The sequence below is a fragment of the candidate division WOR-3 bacterium genome, from assembly GCA_039801365.1.
In the GTDB taxonomy this organism is placed as follows: Bacteria; Hydrothermota; Tepidihabitantia; order Tepidihabitantales; family Tepidihabitantaceae; genus JBDRUN01.
Genome location: JBDRUN010000055.1, coordinates 1 through 17,016, shown reverse-complemented (window position 1 = coordinate 17,016; position 17,016 = coordinate 1). Strand labels below are relative to the sequence as shown.

The following is a 17,016-nucleotide window of genomic DNA, read 5'->3' as shown; positions in this document are numbered from 1 at the left end:
TCTCGTGCAGCAACGTTTTCACGCTTCCTCGCAACGCAAGCCAGTCTCTTGGCGGAATGCCAGCCGACTTTGCGGCCGCCCTCAGGGGGTCACCATGTACCTGGGCTAGAGCTCAATAACGGCGACTGCAAACCACAAGGACAAGGTCGTATAGTAAAGACACAGAGAAAAATGTCAGCTTTGACAAACCTCGACAACTGCGACCAAGAAACGTGCTCGTGGCCACGAGGCAACCTCCGGAGACGCTTGGCGACTGGTTTGAGGTCTTCTATCACGTCGCTGGCCGTCGCGGCCTGCCAGTCCTTGAGCTCTCGGGCCGGCTAGCTACTTCCCAAGCTGCCTGATACGGTCCCTACGCCGAACAAATAGGTAGATAAGTGCGCCAATCCAGTGTGTGAAGATGATGACCAGCGCCCAGATCAGACGGTTGTTACCCTGGTCCGTCTCTCTCGTCAGGACCTCAACCAGCATCCATATCCACAGCGCGGTTCCGGCCAGTCCGATCATGCCGAAGAAGAACATGAGCGTGAACCAAAGCCAACCAAGAGTCAGGCCGAACATCGCCCCGAGTGCGTTCATATGTCAAACATACGTCAGCAGGACCCGGAGTCAAGCCGCCCGTCCGAACAAAGAGCTAGTTCCAGCCCGGCTGAAACAGTATATGAGGCTCATAAACACCACGTCCCCGAGACAGAGGCACAAGAGTACTCGCCAAAGAACTTCCTCGGGCTGTAGCACGAGGCCCAACCCGATGAGCAGTAGGTTCAATTGGCCGAGCACCAAACCAGAGGACAGACACCTCTGCCGATTCCGGTCGGAGTTGGGACCAGGGTTACTCGATGATTACCGGCCCAAGTCATAGCGGATCTGAGTTGCACCGTGCTCTTGCCTGTGCTTTACTGCGCGTTCCAGCCAGCACCAGAACACGTGCATGACCACGTATCTATCAGTGTTACTTGTCCAGTACCCGGCTAGGCATCAGTCGCAGTAACCATCGCCGTTGCTCGGCAGGTACAACCGCAGACAACGGCCGAAACGGCTCTATCTGCGGCCTGTCAAGTTACAGTGACTGTGGCGGAGGAAGCAGTGGGGGGAATGACCCGTACCCTTGAATTTCAGAGACCACAAGAGCATGGTAAGTTACATCTTGCAGATACAGTTAGCTTACGGAATCGCTTCCCGCACCATTCACCCATCGGTTTGAAGTCATTCACCAATATTGTAGAACCAAGACCGCTGAAATTCCCGCCGATTTCTACCCACGGCAAGAACTGGCCTGGGGCTCATGACCGTTCGGGATTCAAGGTGGTCCTATGGTCGGTGCCGGGTGGGCAATGGCAGTTGCCAGCGGCAGCCCGCGAGTCCATCGGTACCCGGACAGAGACGGCAGGGACGGAACCTACCCTTGCCGACGCCATGTTGGAATCGGACTCGCCTAAGGTACGGCTGGAGTGCCTGTAAGCGGGGTTACCCGCTGGCGAGACCGATCGCGATGCCGGTTGAAAAACGAAAGAACGCTGATGCTGTTTCGGACGCCACAGATGGCAGGTAACCTACGCTGAAGTGAGACAGTCAGAACAGAACTTGACTGCCACACCTGTCTTCGTATCGCTGCTTCGGCTCTCGGGTTGAGAAAGGAGCGTTTGACACACATGGTATTGCTGCTACTATGACGGGCTATGAAAGACAACGAGATGGTCAAGGAAATACCCTCGAAATCCAAGCAGTTCTCCGAGTGGTACACCGCGGTCGTGCTTAAGGCCGAGCTTGCTGATTATGCGCCGGTGCGCGGCTGCATGGTCATTAGACCTTACGGCTACGCGCTCTGGGAGAACATGCAGCAGCGGCTTGACGCCAGATTTAAGGCCACGGGTCACGTCAACGCCTACTTCCCGACCATGATTCCAGAATCGTTCTTTGCCAAAGAAGCGCGCCACGTGAAGGGATTCGCGCCCGAGGCATGGTGGGTGACTCATCGCGGGTCGGACAAGCTCGAAGAGAGACTCGCGCTGCGTCCAACTTCTGAAGCGGTCATCAATGCGATGTTTGCCCGCTGGGTCAAGTCCTATCGCGACCTGCCGGTACTCCTGAACCAGTGGTGCAACATATTCCGGGCCGAAAAGGCCACCCGGCTTTTCCTGCGCACAAGCGAGTTTCTCTGGCAGGAGGGCCATACCCTTCATCGTACTCAGGAAGAAGCCGAGGCCGAGGCCCTGAGAATCCTGGATATCTATCTGGACTTTCTCACAAACGATCTAGCCCTGCCGGTGCTCGCCGGTCTCAAGCCCGAGTCCGAGAAGTTCGCCGGCGCCGACCGAACCTACACCATGGAAGCGATGATGCCGGACGGCCAGGCGCTCCAAGCCGGCACCTCGCACAATCTGGGTCAGGGGTTCGCCCGTGCCTTTGACATCAAGTACCTGGATGAGAACAACACCGAGCAGTATCCTTGGGGCACCTCTTGGGGTGTCTCAACCCGGCTTATCGGCGGGCTGATTATGACCCACGGTGATGACCGAGGGCTTTTCTTGCCCCCAAAGGTTGCGCCGATTCAGGTGGTGATCGTGCCGATTCTGTTCGGACGTAACGACGAGGCCGTGCTCAGTCGCTGCCGTGAGGCGCTTGCAGCACTCGAAGGTCTGCGGGTGAAGCTAGACGATTCGCCCAACCAGACCGCCGGCTGGAAATTCAACCAGTACGAGATGCTGGGCGTGCCAGTGCGCATCGAAATCGGGCCCCGGGATGTCAAGCAGGAGGCCGCGGTACTCGTACCCCGCGACGGCTCGGGCCGACGACCGGTCCGTTTTGCTGAACTCCGGGTTGAAGTAACGAGACTCCTCGACGAAGTGCAGGCCGCGATGTATTCATCCGCGCTCAAACGTCTAGAATCGGCAAAGTCTTCAGCCTCAGACTTCCAAGAGTTCAGAAGCAAGCTCGAAGCAAACCCTGGATTCATTCTAGTGCACTGGTGCGGTGCACAGGAATGCGAGAACCGCATCATTGACGAAACCAAGACAACGCCGCGGGTAATGGTTCCGAGCGAACAGGATCGGACTCAGGCCCCCTGCATCGCCTGCGGCCGCAAGACCGGCACCGTCATCTACTACGCCCGAACCTACTAGCGCACGGTCGCGAGCGGCCGAATTGCCTCCAGTTTCTTAGGCCCGATGCCCTTGACGTTCAGAAGGTCATCAACTGAACTGAAGCGACCATGCTCTTCGCGGTACTCGACAATCCTCCGTGCGGTCATCGGCCCGATTCCGGGCAGTTGTTCGAGGAGTTCGACGCTCGCCGTATTGATGTTGATCGGGAACGCGGCTGATTCTGGTCGGACCACAAGCCCAGCACCGGCCGGGTAGAGTTTCGGTCCTGATACCGGCCTGATCGTATCCTGGGTCGAGGCCCACTCAAGCCACAACTCGGTAAGATTCCTCTCCACGAGCCTACCCGGCTCGGCAAGCCCGGCCTGCTCCAAGACCTGCTCGGTTGTGGCCACACGGTACTGCGGCTTGCGTTCACAAAGACGCAGCCGCGCCACTCTGCTGGCCGCAGGCCATCCGGCAGTGTCACCGATTACGAACAGGTCTGCGCCGGCAAGCATTGGGAACGGCTCCTCCGGCTTGAAGCTGGCAACAAGCTTGTGCAGCGTCGTATCAGCCATCAATGCGAGCCGCACCCGCTCGCAGAACGGCACCGCGCCAAAGAGCGCACGCCGCATCTGTGGCCCCTCGCCCAAACCTGAACCCAGTACAGCCCAGGGGAGTAGAACGAGGTCTGCCCCGGTCCTGGTGCGGACCGCCTCGCACACCATCATCCCAAGCACACGACTGCTGTCGTCGGGCAGGAGTTCGGCAGTCACATAACACTCCACTGAGTCCATTCCGGCAACGAGCACTTCATCCGAAAGTCTCTGAATCATAGAATCGCCCGCCGCAACAACGACGTTCAGCTCCCGCTGCTCGACTTCGTACACGCGGCGCTCTGACCGATGAAACAGGATATCGGCGACCTGCACACGCTGCCCCATGGTACCGACCTGGACAAGACCACGGCGCGAGCCTGTGCCGGCCCGGGCCGGACAGACAACAATGTCAAGCTCAGGAAAGCTGTCCAGTAGAGCCGCGCCTGACTCCGGTGCGATGTGTCCGAATGCAACCACGATGTCCGGATTTTCGGCTCTGACCGCGGCCAGATACCGGCGGACCTGAACCGTCAGTTCGTCGGCTGCGAATCCCCTTATGTCGGCCTTCCGGTTCAACCTCTGAACAAAAGGGTCGGACAAGCCGACCAGAGCAACCCTTACCCCGCTGACGTCCTTGACAAGGAACGGACGGAACAGCGGTGCACGCCGGCCAAGTACGACATCAAGCATCGGGTCGGCTAGAATCGGAAAGCTCGCCAGCTTGGCCATTACCTCGACGTTCTCGACACCACCGGAAAAATCGCGGGCACCGAGGGCCGCGGCATCGTAACGGACAAGGTTCATAAAGCGAACCGCAGCCCGACCCTGGGTCGCCTGTCCTTCGGGTGAGCCGAACGCAAATCCGCCGCAGTCCAGGACCAGCGTCGCCTCAGTACGCGTTTCCCTGATAAGCCGGGCAAGATTGGCCCAGCCCCCAAGCATCCGGCGGGGCAGGCCGGGGGCGGCAAAGTCGCTTGAAGATACGACCCGACACCACATATCCGCGGTGGCAACAATTCTGATTTTCTGAAAGTCGGTGCCTGCGCCAGAAACAAGACCAACGAGCAAAACACCAATGACACCAAGCACCCGGCCAGACAGAATCCGGGGCGCGACCATCAAGCCACTATACCACGCCGATAACGTCAATCAAGCCTTGACACCACAAAACCCGGTTCTAGAATGGCGCAACATGGACCTGTTCAACAAGTGCCTGCAGTATTTCCCGATTGTGGACACGGCCAAGCGCGCTGGATACTACCCTTACTTCATACCCCTGAACTCCGAGCCTGACCGCCGCGTGGTTATCGAAGGCAAGCAGCTCATCATGCTTGGCTCGAACAATTACCTCGGTCTGACCACGCACCCAAAGCTTAAACGTGCGGCCATCGAGGCAATTGAGAAATACGGTACCGGCTGCACCGGCTCACGATTTCTGAACGGCACACTCGACCTGCATGTCCGACTCGAGCGCGAACTGGCAGAGTTCTACCGCAAGGAAGACTGCATCGTGTTCTCAACCGGGTATCAGACAAACCTCGGGGTAATGTCGGCGCTGGTGCGCAAGGGCGATGTGGTCATCGCCGACAAACTCGACCACGCCTCGATCATGGACGGATGCAAGATGTCCTACGGTGCGGTCCTGCGCTTCGTTCACAACGACCCGGAATCATTCGAACGGGTTCTCAAGAAGCTGCCCAAGGAGGCAGGCAAACTGGCGGTCGTTGACGGTGTGTTCTCAATGGAAGGCGACCTTGCACCACTGGACAAGCTGCTCCCAATCGCCCGAAAGTACCACTGCCGTTTCATGGTTGACGACGCGCACGGAGTGGGCGTGATGGGCCGACACGGCCGCGGCACCTGCGAACACTTCGGCGTCGAGGACGAAGTTGACCTTATCATGGGCACTTTCTCCAAGTCATTTGCCACGATCGGTGGGTACGTGGTTGGTGACCACAAGACTATCACCTTCATTCGCCACCAGGCCCGTTCGCTGATCTTTTCGGCCTCGATTCCGCCGCCGTCGGTTGCCACCGTGCTTGCTGCACTCGAAATCATCCGTACCGAGCCCGAACGCCGCACCCGGCTCTGGAAGAACGCCCGCACGATGCTCGCCGGCCTGAAAAAGATGGGCTATGATACAGGAACGAGCGTTACCCCCATCATCCCGCTCCATATCGGCGAGGACATGAAGACGCTGAACTTCTGGCGCGCACTGTTTGACGGCGGCATATTCGCCAACCCGGTGCTGCCGCCTGCGGTTCCGCCCAACCGTTCGCTCATCCGAACGAGCTACATGGCCACTCACACTGACGAAGACATCGCCGACGCCCTGACCCTGTTCGAACGGGTGGGAAAACAGTTCGGCTTGCTCAGATAGCAATGCTCACGGTCCGCGAAGTCAACACCGGCCCAGACCTCGACCGGTTTGTCCGGCTTCCGTTCCGCATCTACGAAGAACACCCGAACTGGGTTCCGCCGCTGGTGGACGATGTCAAGAATACTCTGACCCCAGGCCGAAACCCCTTTTGGGCCCATGCCGAACGTAAGCTGTTTCTGGCCGAGCAGGACGGTCTCGCAGTCGGACGGATTGCGGCCATCATCGACCGCAACTACAACGAGTACCATCACAGCGCTATTGGCTTCTTCGGCTTTTTCGAGTCAGTTGATGACGCGGAGGTAGCCGGAGCTCTGCTTGAAGCTGCCAGCCGTTATTGCCGCGAACATGGAATGTCCACTCTTTATGGTCCGGCCAACCCTTCGCTCAACGACGAAGCGGGACTGCTTGTCGATGGCTTTGATTCGCCACCGATGATCAGGATGCCCTACAACCCGGAACACTACATCCAATTGATCGAAGGTGCTGGCTTCACCAAGGTGAAGGACCTCTATGCCTTTCTCATGTCAATTGACCGGCCAGTGCCGGAGAAGCTTCAGCGCGTGATGGAACGCCTCAAGAAGAAGCCGGGGTTAGAGGTCAGGCCAGTGAACCTGGCACATCTGGATCGGGACTTGGCATATATCCGCGAAGTTTATAATGACGCCTGGTCACAGAACTGGGATTTCGCTCCTATGACCGAAGAGGAGATCGCCGGCCTGGCCCGGCAACTGCGGCCGATTATCGTACCTGGTCTGTGTCCGCTCGTGTTCTATAAGGGCGAAGTCGCCGGGATGTGTGTCGGCCTACCAGATTACAACCAGGTCCTGTGGCACCTCAAAGGCAACTTGTTTCCATTCGGATGGCTCAAGTTCCTTACGATGCGTCGTCGCATCACCCAGGGCCGGCTCTGGGCCTTGGGTGTAAAACGCAAGTTTCACAACCTCGGGTTTGACTCGCTCTTGTACTACGAAGCATTCATGACCGGCCGCAAGCTTGGCTACACCCGGGGTGAAATGTCCTGGATACTTGAGGACAACATTGACATCATCCGTCCCATCGAGATGTGGGGCGGACGGGTGTACAAGACATACCGCATCTACCAGAAATCACTCTAGCACCCTGCTTCGATCCTTTCACTTGGGCGTGAAGCTACGGACTATCGCCTCAACCTGAAGCAACTGGTCCAGCTTAGGTTTACCCGGCAGAAACACCTGTCCGTCCAGGAAGAAAAATCTGCCTTCGTGGTTGAAGCAGTAAGACACAAATGGCCCGCCGATCGCCGCCTTGTCGTTCTGCCACACCCCCTGTAGCCTCACCGCCGGCTGGCCGAGAAAGGCAACCGTTTCCGCCTTGACATAACTTCGCTCCACCCGGTCGCCGTCGTAGTAGCGCGCCACAATCATCTCCCGCAGGCTGACCAGTGAATCCGGCACAAGCGGCCTTGTGCTGTCCTGCCAGAACACGAACACGCTCCGGTCTGGGTAGTGTGCAAAAAGGTAAATGAAACCGGAGTCAGCGTAGTCCTGCTTCAGATACCATTCCCTTGGTACGTCTAGGCTGAACGCATATCGCTCAGCCAGCGTGTCGGTCTTCTTCTGGTCCCGCCCCCTGAAGTAAACTGCCCGCTCGACGTTACGCAAAGCAATGTCCCGAAAAGTCGTTCGTATCCGTGAGGCGTATGACTCGAGTCCCCTGACAAGCAGACTTTCATGTCCTACGGCGAACACTGCCAGTTGCTGGTTCTCGGCCCAGGCATTTGGAATCAGAAAGAGTCCGTAGCCTGGTTCCGGCAAGGAATCGGCCCTCTGCCCAAGCACGGTCCGCACCGCCGTATCCGAACTCGTGCCAATCAAGAATACGGTACGCAACAACCGGTAATTCTCAAACTGTCGGCCTGAGAATATCCGGAGCTGAAATCTGAGCTCTGGCTGAGGCGTGAACACCGTATCCTGCAGCATCCCGCGCACCGAGGTTTCCACCTGCGGCCACCAGTCAGAAGCAACCGTAATCTCCCTGATTCTGCCGAGGGCCGCAGCCGCTCTTCGTCCGCAGCACAAAGACGTGGTAAGAAAACCGATTACAGCAACACAGCAACACAAGAGCATCGAGGTTGCCGCTCCGTCCATTGTACCTTGCACCTTATGTCTCATATCTTGGACACCGGTCAATTATTATCATTTCCCAGTTTATCATCCTACTCTCAAGAGCTCTTCACGTCCAGCATATCTTGCGGCCAGTGTCTTCCTGACAAGTTCGTGTCTCGGCTCCCGAAGATACGGGTCGAGCTCAATCATCCGGAACGCATCACGCCGCGCCCGGGCAAGCATCTCCCGGTCAGTAAACGGGTCGGCGATGCGCAGGTCTGGAAGACCGTGCTGTCTTGTGCCAAGAATCTGCCCAGGCCCCCGCAGCTCCGCGTCCTTCTCAGCCAGGGCAAATCCGTCAGTTGTCGAGGCAAAGTAGCTCAACCGTTCCATCGCCTCAACCGACTCCGGTTGGATCATCAGCACGCAGACCGACCGCTTGCCGCTGCGGCCGATTCTGCCCCGCAACTGGTGCAGTTGCGCCAGCCCAAACCGCTCCGGATGCTCAATCAGCATCATTGTCGCGTCCGGAATGTCAACGCCGACCTCGATAACGGTAGTGGAAACAAGAATGTCCAGCTTCTTCTGGCGTAGAAGTTCCATCTGCTCCTGCCGCTCTTCGCTTCGCATCCGGCCGTGTACTAGCCCGACCCGACGTCTGGGAAACGCCGCTCTTACGTCTTCGTAGGTCCGCACCGCCGAGGCCAGCTCCAGTTTCTCCGATTCTTCAATCAGCGGGCAGACGAAAAATGCCTGCTCACCGCTGGCAATCCGTTTCTCAAAGTACTCGTAAACCGTAGCCCTTTTGTCCTCGGTCACGATTCTCGTCACGACCGGGACACGGCCGGCCGGTTTCTCGGCGAGAATCGAGGTGTCCAGGTCTCCGTAAACGGTGAGCGTCAGAGTCCGGGGAATCGGCGTTGCCGTCATCACGAGAAAGTCCGGGTTCCGGCCCTTGTTCAGGAGCGCGGCCCGCTGCATCACTCCGAACCGATGTTGCTCATCCACAACCACGAGCCCCAGTCGGTCAAAACTGACCTTTTCCTCAATCAGGGCATGCGTGCCAAATATCATCTGGACCTTGCCACTTGCCAGCCCGGCAAACAACTCGCGCCTTTCCCTCGCTTTGGTCGAGCCGGTAAGCAGCCTCGCTTCCACCCCGATTTCCCGCAGCACCGGCGACCATCCGGCAAAGTGCTGACAGGCGAGTATTTCGGTTGGCGCCATCATCGCAGCCTGGGTCCGGTTCTCGCAGGCAACGAGCATTGCGTACAGCGCAACAACGGTCTTGCCCGAGCCCACATCGCCCTGCAGGAGCCGGTTCATGCATCGGTCACTCGCCATGTCTGCGAGAATTTCAGCCAGAACCTTTTCCTGACCGCGCGTGAATTGGAACGGCAGCTTCTCGCGGAACCGCGCCGTGAGCACACCGGTCTCAACCAGCCTGGAACCTTTTCTCGCCAACGTGTTTCTGCGCCGTCTTAGTGCAAGAACCAGTTCGAGGTAGAAGAGCTCCTCATACACCAGGCGGTTGCGGGCCCGCTCTGCGGCCCTTACGTCCCGCGGAAAGTGAATCGTTTCCAGTGTCCTGCGGATGTCGGGAAATCCGTAGTGTTCCAGAAGCTCGCGGCTCATCGTCTCCGGGACCTGTTCTAGATACTTATCAAGGGCAGTGCGCACCATCCGACGCACGGCCCAGACCGAAAGTCCCTCGGTCAGCGGATACACCGGAATGATGGCATTGGCACCCGGCAATTCACGCGCCCGGTCGAGAACCTCGAAAGTCGGGTTCACAAACTGCTTCGTACGATACGCCGTGACCTTGCCAGAAATCATCAGCTCCTGCCCGGGGCGGAATCGGCCGGCCAGGTCAGGCCGGTTGAACCATACCGCCTCAATTGTACCCGACTCGTCACCCACCATGCATGACACCAGCCGCTTGAATGTTCGCGTGCGCCGCTCACTGCTCGCCATCACCCGACCGAACACCGTTACCTCGTCTCCGACCCTCAATCGGGCAATCGGCAAGGTCCGGGACCGGTCCACGTACCGTCGGGGTACAAGGAACAGCAATTCGCCAACGGTCGTAACTCCAACCTTAGCCAGTTGAGCTGCCCGCTTCGGACCCACGCCCTTGAGATACTGCACCGGAGTATCAAGACCGGGATGCCGCTGACCGGGCACGGATTTCAGACTCTTGGCCTTGGATTCCCGGTTGCCGACTTCTCCCATCAGCCTCTAGCGCTGACTCCTGGCATCCTCTTCTCTATCGGTCCTTGACAAGCTCCCTGAACTCGGTCTCATCAATAACCTTAACCCCGAGTGCTCTCGCTTTGTCGTACTTAGACCCTGGCGACGTGCCGCAGACTACAAAGTCGGTCTTCTTTGACACTGACGAAGAAACCGACCCGCCCAGAGAAAGAATAAGCTCGGTCGCCTGGTCCCTGGTCATAGACTCAAGTGTGCCGGTAAGAACAAACTTCTTCCCAGCCAGGGGCTTTGGTCCCTTCGCCGCCGCTTCCTCGAGCTTGAGTCCATGCTTCCTGAGGCGAACCAATAGTTCCAGGTTCTCCCGGTCGGCCAGAAAATTCCTCAACGACTCAGCCACGACCGGACCGACCCCCGGTGTCTCGGCAATCTCACTTTCATTCGCTCCGGCAAGCCGCTCCATCGAGCCGAACTGCTGGGCCAGAATCCTGGCTGCGTGAATCCCCACATGCCTGATGCCCAGTCCGAAAAGCACCCGCGCGAATGGTCGTTCCTTGCTCTGCGCAATGGCACGGAGTAGGTTATCGGCGGACTTATCACCCATCCGCTCCAGCTCAACCAATTGTTCCCGCTTGAGCTCATACAGGTCAGCCACGTTCCTCACCAGCCCGGCCTGCACCAGTTGCTCGGCCAGCTTCCAGCCCAACCCCTCGATGTCCATCGCCTGTCTTGACCCGAAGTGCAGCACCCGGGCCAGAACCTGGGCCGGACAGGAAGCATTCACACACCGCCACGCCACCTCATCTGCCTCCTTGAATAGCTTCGTGCCGCACGCCGGACACCGGTTCGGAAATCGTACCACCTTCCGGTCTTTCGGACGCTGAGTCACCTTGAGCACCTGCGGAATTATCTCGCCGGCCTTGTGCACGAGAACCGTATCTCCTACTGCAACGTCGAGCCGTTTCATCTCCTCAGCGTTGTGCAGAGTCGAATGGGTCACGGTTGTTCCAGACAGTCGCACCGGTTCAAGCACGGCCACCGGCGTCACCGTGCCGAGTCGGCCGACGTTGAACTCTATCGCCGTTACTCTCGTTGGTCGCTCTTCGGGCGGATACTTGTACGCCACGGCCCAGCGTGGGCTTTTGCCGGTCATGCCCAGTTCATCCCGGTCGCTGAACCGGTTCACCTTCACTACCATCCCGTCAACATCGTACGGCAGACCGGTCCGCTTACCGGCCCAGCTCTCGCAGTATGCTATCACCCCCTCGATATCGGAAAAAAGTACGCTTTCGGGGACGGTCCGAAAACCAAGCTGCGCCAGCTCGTCGAGCACCTGCTTGTCGGTAGCGAACCGGGCTGACGGTGGTCTTGGTATCGTATGCACGAAATACTCCAGCCGACGCTGCCGCACAACCTTCGGGTCGAGCAGTTTCAGCGTCCCGGCTGCAGCATTGCGCGGGTTGGCGAACACCGGTTGGCCCTCCTCCTCCCGCTCCTCGTTGATGCGGGCGAACTGTTCTCTTGCCAGATATACCTCGCCGCGAACCTCGAACTTCTCAAACCCTGGGGTCTCACGCCGCAGCCGGAGCGGAATCGAGCTGATCGTCCGAATATTGGCGGTAACGTCGTCGCCAGTGATACCGTCCCCGCGGGTCGCGCCCCGTACCAGCCTGAAACCATCGTAGAGAAGCGAGACCGCCACGCCGTCAATCTTCTGCTGAACCAGATACTCAGGTCTCGCCACTGCCTTGCGCACGCGCACGTCGAACTCCCGGAGCTCATCATAGGAATAGCTGTTGTCCAAAGACAGCATCGGCGGGTCATGCCTGACGCTTGAAAACTCCTTGAGTGGTTCCCCGCCCACGCGCTGAGTCGGTGAGTCCGGCGTAACAAGGTCTGGAAACTCGGCCTCAATCTCGGCCAGACGTTCAAGCATCTTGTCGTACTCGAAATCAGAGATGGTCGGCTGGGCAAGCACATAGTACCGATAGTCGTGCTCGGCAATCTCGGCCCGCAGCCGTGTGATCTCGCGCTCAGCCTGCTTCCTGGTCATGCGTTATTCTTGTCCCAAAACCCGCATTGTCAACGCCGTCATTTGCTTGATTGCTACCACTTTCGAGTTAGAATCGGTTGAGGCACGTAACCATATGACCAGCCGCCTGTCATATTCTCTGCTGGCCGCTTTGACAATAGCCATGGCCGGCCCGGTTGGTAACTACCTTGGCTACGCCGTAGGCAGCACTGCGACCGACACCGGGTTCGGCCACGACTCCATTCATATGTACTTACCGGCCCCCTCAGACTCGGTGCTAAACCGGTCATTCCTGGACACAACCACGGTTCTGGCCGAAACCCTGCTTCCCACCGGCCCGGCGTATATCTTGCGCACTGTGATGGTTTCCGACACGACCCGCCGCGAAGCCGTGGACACTGCCTATGAATCCGGCGACACCCTGTTGCGCCGTCGTTTCGACTTTGCCGGGCTCTCGCTCTGGGCCAACATCTACCGCGTACCATTTGTCATCGGCTCCTGGTGGCCGACCGGCGTGGCCGGCACCTACTACTTTGACCTGAACGGAGACAGTCTGGAAGACACCATAAGAATCTGGGCCGACTCGGTCAAAGTTGTCGGCATCGAAGACGTTGTTGTGCCCTACGGCCTTGTCCGGAATTGCTACAAGCTGCTTCTCGTCGCCCGTCAGTCTCTGGCAATGACCTACGAGGGAGTTCCAGTCCGCGAGACCACTTTCATCCGCCAGCACGAATGGTACAAGGATTCGCTCTGGCGTATCAAGGACTCTCTCTCTCTGGTTGCCCGGGCGTATACGCGTATACTGATCTGGCTTCGCACCGCCGACATTTTCAGCACGACGGTCACGCAACTGACCGGTCTCCACCTCGGTACGACCGAGAATCCTGCTCCTGCTCCCTGCGCCGGTTCGCTTCATGCCAAGCCCAATCCATTCAGGAATGCTGTCACCCTCCATCTCGAGGCCGACAGCCCAACCGAACTCAGAATCTACAACGCCTCCGGCTGCCTGGTCCGTTCCCTGCCCGTGTCCTATCCTACCTGCTCACTTGCCTGGGACGGCCTGGACTTCCGCGGACGGGCGGCCCCGCCTGGCGTGTACCTTGCACGCTGCGGCATCCACTCCTGCGTCATAACAAGATTGGAGTAACCAATGCTCCTTCTCTGCCTCCTGCTTCTTGCGGCTCCGCCTGACGTTACGGTCTTACGCTGGGCCAGCCCGGATAGTTCGAAGCCGTTGTCTTTCCTTGAATGGAAATCCAGTCTTGTCTCCGGCCCGGCCTGGAACGTCAAGCTGGTTGCACCGTGCAGCCAGTCCGACGACCCACTTGTTGACATCTTGGTTGAAGACTCACTCGCCTCAACCCTTGCTCCGCTGCTCGACACGATGATGCTGGATATTGCAGCAGAAGGATACCGCGTCGCGGCGTACTCAGTCCGCGGGACGTCAGCCGAGTCATTACGCAAGTTTCTCAGGGCAGAATACGACTCCGGCCTTGTTGCTGCAGTCCTTGTTGGAGACCTACCGCTTGCCTGGTTCCAGCTCATTGACGACTGGAACTCAAACGGCCGCCGGGACCCAGACGAACACTACGAGGAATTCCCCTGCGACCTGTACCTGATGGACATTGACGGCAACTGGCAGGACTCGCTGCGCCGCTACGGCACCGCCGACTCGCTTGTTCAAGGTGCCGATGGCATCTACGATATCCACCGTGGCAACGTCGGCCCAGAAATCGGAATCAGCCGACTCGTAACTTCAACGCTCGGCAATGAAGTCGAACTCATCCGCCAGTATCTTGACCGGTCGCACCGCTACCGGCTCGGTCTACTCCGCGTCACCGACCGTGCGCTTGTGTACATTGACGACGACTGGTATCCCTGGGCTGCCGGCTGGAACTGGGATGTTGGTATTCTTTATCCTGACCGGGTATTCGTGTGCGACTCGGAAGTCACCAGAGCGGCCGAATACCGGCCACGCATTGACACAGCTGCATACCAGTTCATCCAACTGTGTGCCCACTCTTGGCCCGGTGGGCACCAACTCTGGTACAACAACAAACGCAGCTACGACTGGTTCTATGCCTACGAAATTCCCGGCCTTGACCCGGTCGCCTGCTTCTACAACCTTTTCGCATGCTCCAACGTCCGCTACACTGAATCAGGCTATTGCGGCGGCCGGTACGTATTCGAATCGTCATCCGGGCTTGCGGCAATCGGCTCGACCAAGACCGGCTCGATGCTCGAATTCAGGGATTTCTACCTGCCACTAGCCCAAGGTCGTTCGCTCGCACTCGCCTTCTGCGACTGGTTCTCGGCCCAAGCTGAAGACGGATTCGAACCTTGGGAACGGTCGTGGTACTACGGAATGTGTCTTGTCGGCGACGGTATGCTCAAACCCCGCTGGACCGTAGCGGTGAACGAAGACTTCGCCGAACCCGTTCCACGCGCTCTGCTGCCGACCATTGTCCGCGCCGGAACTCGCCTTGCACTGCCGGCCGGCGCTGCTCTATTTGACCATCTCGGCCGCCGCATTGCTGCCGTGCCATTCAATATTCGTTGTCCGTCGTTCGATACACCCGCGGCCCTGCCTGCCGGGCTCTATTTCGTAGTTCCCGGGCCCGGACAGCGGGCACTACCCCTGACTGTTGTCCGCTAGGCAGCGTAGCCAGCTCTACTGGCGCAGTACTTGACATCCGGCTCGAGCCGACCCGCAAGCCCATCGTGCCCCGACTCGTACGGGTTCTCCTTCTTGCCGTCGTCATTGGCCTACTCACCGTGTTCATCCTACGGTTGCTCCAGTCGAGCATAAACCAGTGCCATACTGCAGCCCCTACCCGCCTCCTATTTATCCCAGTATCTCGTCCGACTGCACACGTAACCACCACAGAACCACGCAACCGGGCATCCTACCCAGCGGCTAGCCCAAGGCCAAGTCGCCAACTTGACCACCGGTAAAGCCCGGGGGCAAAGCGTCGGACTGACCTGCAGACAAGCCGGCAGGTAGGCGACCGGTATTACCCCGGTTCAAACTGCGGGTTGAATTCCCTATCAACCCCGAGGTCGGTCACCAGGACGACTACCGCTACATATACCCGGATTTACCGCCAGGTCACCCGGCTAACTACTTGAGCGACAAACTCTTGGGTAGATACAGAGTTCAACCCCGGGGCTGTCTCTGGGTCTACCTGGGGGACTGTCCCCGGGACAGTCCCCCAGGCTGCCTGACACACTACCTAACGGACGAATACCCGAACACCAGCGTCATTTCCCATCCTTACAACCGCATGACTAGCGAGGAGTTGCGCGATCGGGCCATCGTCGGTTCTCTCATTGTCGCAAGTCGCATAGAAAAAGGCCAGCAGGGAGCGTACGCCTACACGATGACTAGCCGGGGCGGGTTTGTCCCGCCCCGGCCTCGTATGTCGGATCGGTCTGATCCGACCAATCGGTCTATCTCTGCACCACGAGCTTCTGGGTCTGCGAGTAGCCGCTAGCGTCAAGCCGGACAAGGTATATGCCTGATGCAACCTTGCGCAGGTCTAGCGCAACCGCACCAGCATTGTTCGCCACAAGCGTCTGCCGTTGGACTGACCGGCCGGCAACATCAAAGACAGTCACCGTCACCGGCCCGGCCTTAGGCAGGCTGTAGCGCAGCGTGGCAAAGCCGGTGGCTAGCGGGTTCGGGCTGATTGCTAACTGCAGGCTGCTCACTGCCGACTTGCCCGCCTGCACTCCGCTTCGCGTTTGAGGCGTGAGGCTTGAAGTCTGAAGCGTTCCTTCCACGTACCGCCACAGTTCGTAGCACTTGTTGCCCTTCAGGGCAAAGAATGCTCCGCCACCATAGGCTACTAGGTCACCACCTGCCTTCACCCGCTTCTTCTTGGCCGTGCTACCGTTCCCAGGCACGGTGTCGAGCTGATGCCAGGTGTCTGGTCCAGGGAAGTACTTGAAGAAGCCCTGCGTGTTGCCACCTTTGAGCGCATACATGCTGCCGTCATACCACGCGCCAGCAGCACCATCCGCTGACTTCTTCTTCTTTATCCTGCCACCTTCAAGACCATACACCGGCATGCCTGGTAGTGCAGTCTTGTACCAGGAGTCTGCTGCCACGTCATATTTGAACATGTAGTGGTGCGGGTTCTCCTGGGTCTTGTCGTAGTACTTTGACTGGTGCGCATAGATGTAGTTCACACCGTCATACACTAGGAACGAGCCCTTGTCGTACTTCTGCTTGTTCGCTCCGTACGGCACTTCTGGCAGGGTGTCCCATCTCCGAGCCGCTGGGTTATACCGGTAGAACTCGGTCTTGTAGCCCTTGAGTAGATACACGCAGCCAGTGTCCTTGTATGACGCAAACACCATGTCAGTGCCACCTTTGACCCGCTTGCCATACGGGCCTTCAGGCACACCAGGCATGGAGTCCCAGGTGTTGGCAACTGCATCGTAGCGCCAGAATCCAAGGGTGTTATTGCCCTTGGTCATGTACACGTACTGCACACCATCAGATACACCGACGCAGCCTTTGGACGGCGGCTTTAGCTTGGTGCCTTCGTTACCCGGTATCTCTTCCTTTTCATACCAGGTCCCGGAGTCACCAGCCAAGGGGTCGTACATGTAGAAGTCGGTCGCC

11 protein-coding genes are annotated in these 17,016 nt (G+C 58.5%); 5 read left to right on the top strand and 6 right to left on the bottom strand.

Annotation, left to right across the window (positions count from 1 at the left end; translation table 11 throughout):
- Positions 1-324: 324 nt before the first annotated feature.
- On the bottom strand, positions 325-579 hold the full coding sequence (locus ABIL25_07610; protein ID MEO0082141.1) for a PLD nuclease N-terminal domain-containing protein: 255 nt from the start codon (positions 577-579) through the stop codon (positions 325-327).
- Positions 580-1,679: 1,100 nt separating this feature from the next.
- Between ABIL25_07610 and proS the strand changes: the two genes are divergently transcribed.
- Positions 1,680-3,122: a proline--tRNA ligase gene (gene proS, locus ABIL25_07605; GenBank protein ID MEO0082140.1), complete on the top strand. Its 1,443-nt coding sequence runs from the start codon at positions 1,680-1,682 to the stop codon at positions 3,120-3,122.
- On the opposite strand, the gene ABIL25_07600 is transcribed toward proS, so the two are convergent.
- Positions 3,119-4,801, bottom strand: coding sequence for a helix-hairpin-helix domain-containing protein (locus tag ABIL25_07600; protein MEO0082139.1), 1,683 nt, complete (start codon positions 4,799-4,801; stop codon positions 3,119-3,121). The two genes, proS and ABIL25_07600, sit on opposite strands and share 4 nt — an antisense overlap.
- Before the next feature lie 73 nt (positions 4,802-4,874).
- Between ABIL25_07600 and ABIL25_07595 the strand changes: the two genes are divergently transcribed.
- Both ABIL25_07595 and ABIL25_07590 read left to right on the top strand, forming a co-directional pair.
- Complete coding sequence (locus ABIL25_07595) at positions 4,875-6,062, top strand: pyridoxal phosphate-dependent aminotransferase family protein (protein MEO0082138.1); 1,188 nt, start codon at positions 4,875-4,877, stop codon at positions 6,060-6,062.
- 2 nt (positions 6,063-6,064) lie between these two features.
- Complete coding sequence (locus tag ABIL25_07590; GenBank protein MEO0082137.1) at positions 6,065-7,177, top strand: N-acetyltransferase; 1,113 nt, start codon at positions 6,065-6,067, stop codon at positions 7,175-7,177.
- Between the two features lie 18 nt (positions 7,178-7,195).
- On the opposite strand, the gene ABIL25_07585 is transcribed toward ABIL25_07590, so the two are convergent.
- From ABIL25_07585 to ligA, 3 genes are read right to left on the bottom strand one after another with little or no spacing between them, the layout of a single operon-like run.
- Positions 7,196-8,212, bottom strand: coding sequence for a DUF4837 family protein (locus ABIL25_07585; protein MEO0082136.1), 1,017 nt, complete (start codon positions 8,210-8,212; stop codon positions 7,196-7,198).
- 39 nt (positions 8,213-8,251) lie between these two features.
- Positions 8,252-10,378 (bottom strand): ATP-dependent DNA helicase RecG, encoded by a 2,127-nt coding sequence (gene recG / locus ABIL25_07580; GenBank protein MEO0082135.1) that lies wholly within the window; start codon positions 10,376-10,378, stop codon positions 8,252-8,254.
- 34 nt (positions 10,379-10,412) lie between these two features.
- Positions 10,413-12,407, bottom strand: a complete 1,995-nt coding sequence (gene ligA / locus ABIL25_07575) for an NAD-dependent DNA ligase LigA (GenBank protein MEO0082134.1) — start codon at positions 12,405-12,407, stop codon at positions 10,413-10,415.
- Between the two features lie 46 nt (positions 12,408-12,453).
- Between ligA and ABIL25_07570 the strand changes: the two genes are divergently transcribed.
- Positions 12,454-13,533, top strand: a complete 1,080-nt coding sequence (locus tag ABIL25_07570; protein ID MEO0082133.1) for a hypothetical protein — start codon at positions 12,454-12,456, stop codon at positions 13,531-13,533.
- 3 nt (positions 13,534-13,536) lie between these two features.
- Positions 13,537-15,042, top strand: a complete 1,506-nt coding sequence (locus ABIL25_07565) for a hypothetical protein (GenBank protein ID MEO0082132.1) — start codon at positions 13,537-13,539, stop codon at positions 15,040-15,042.
- A 794-nt stretch (positions 15,043-15,836) separates the two neighbouring features.
- Here the strand turns inward: ABIL25_07565 and ABIL25_07560 are convergent.
- Positions 15,837-17,016 (bottom strand): T9SS type A sorting domain-containing protein (locus ABIL25_07560; GenBank protein ID MEO0082131.1); only part of this gene is annotated, 1,180 nt, incomplete at its 5' end.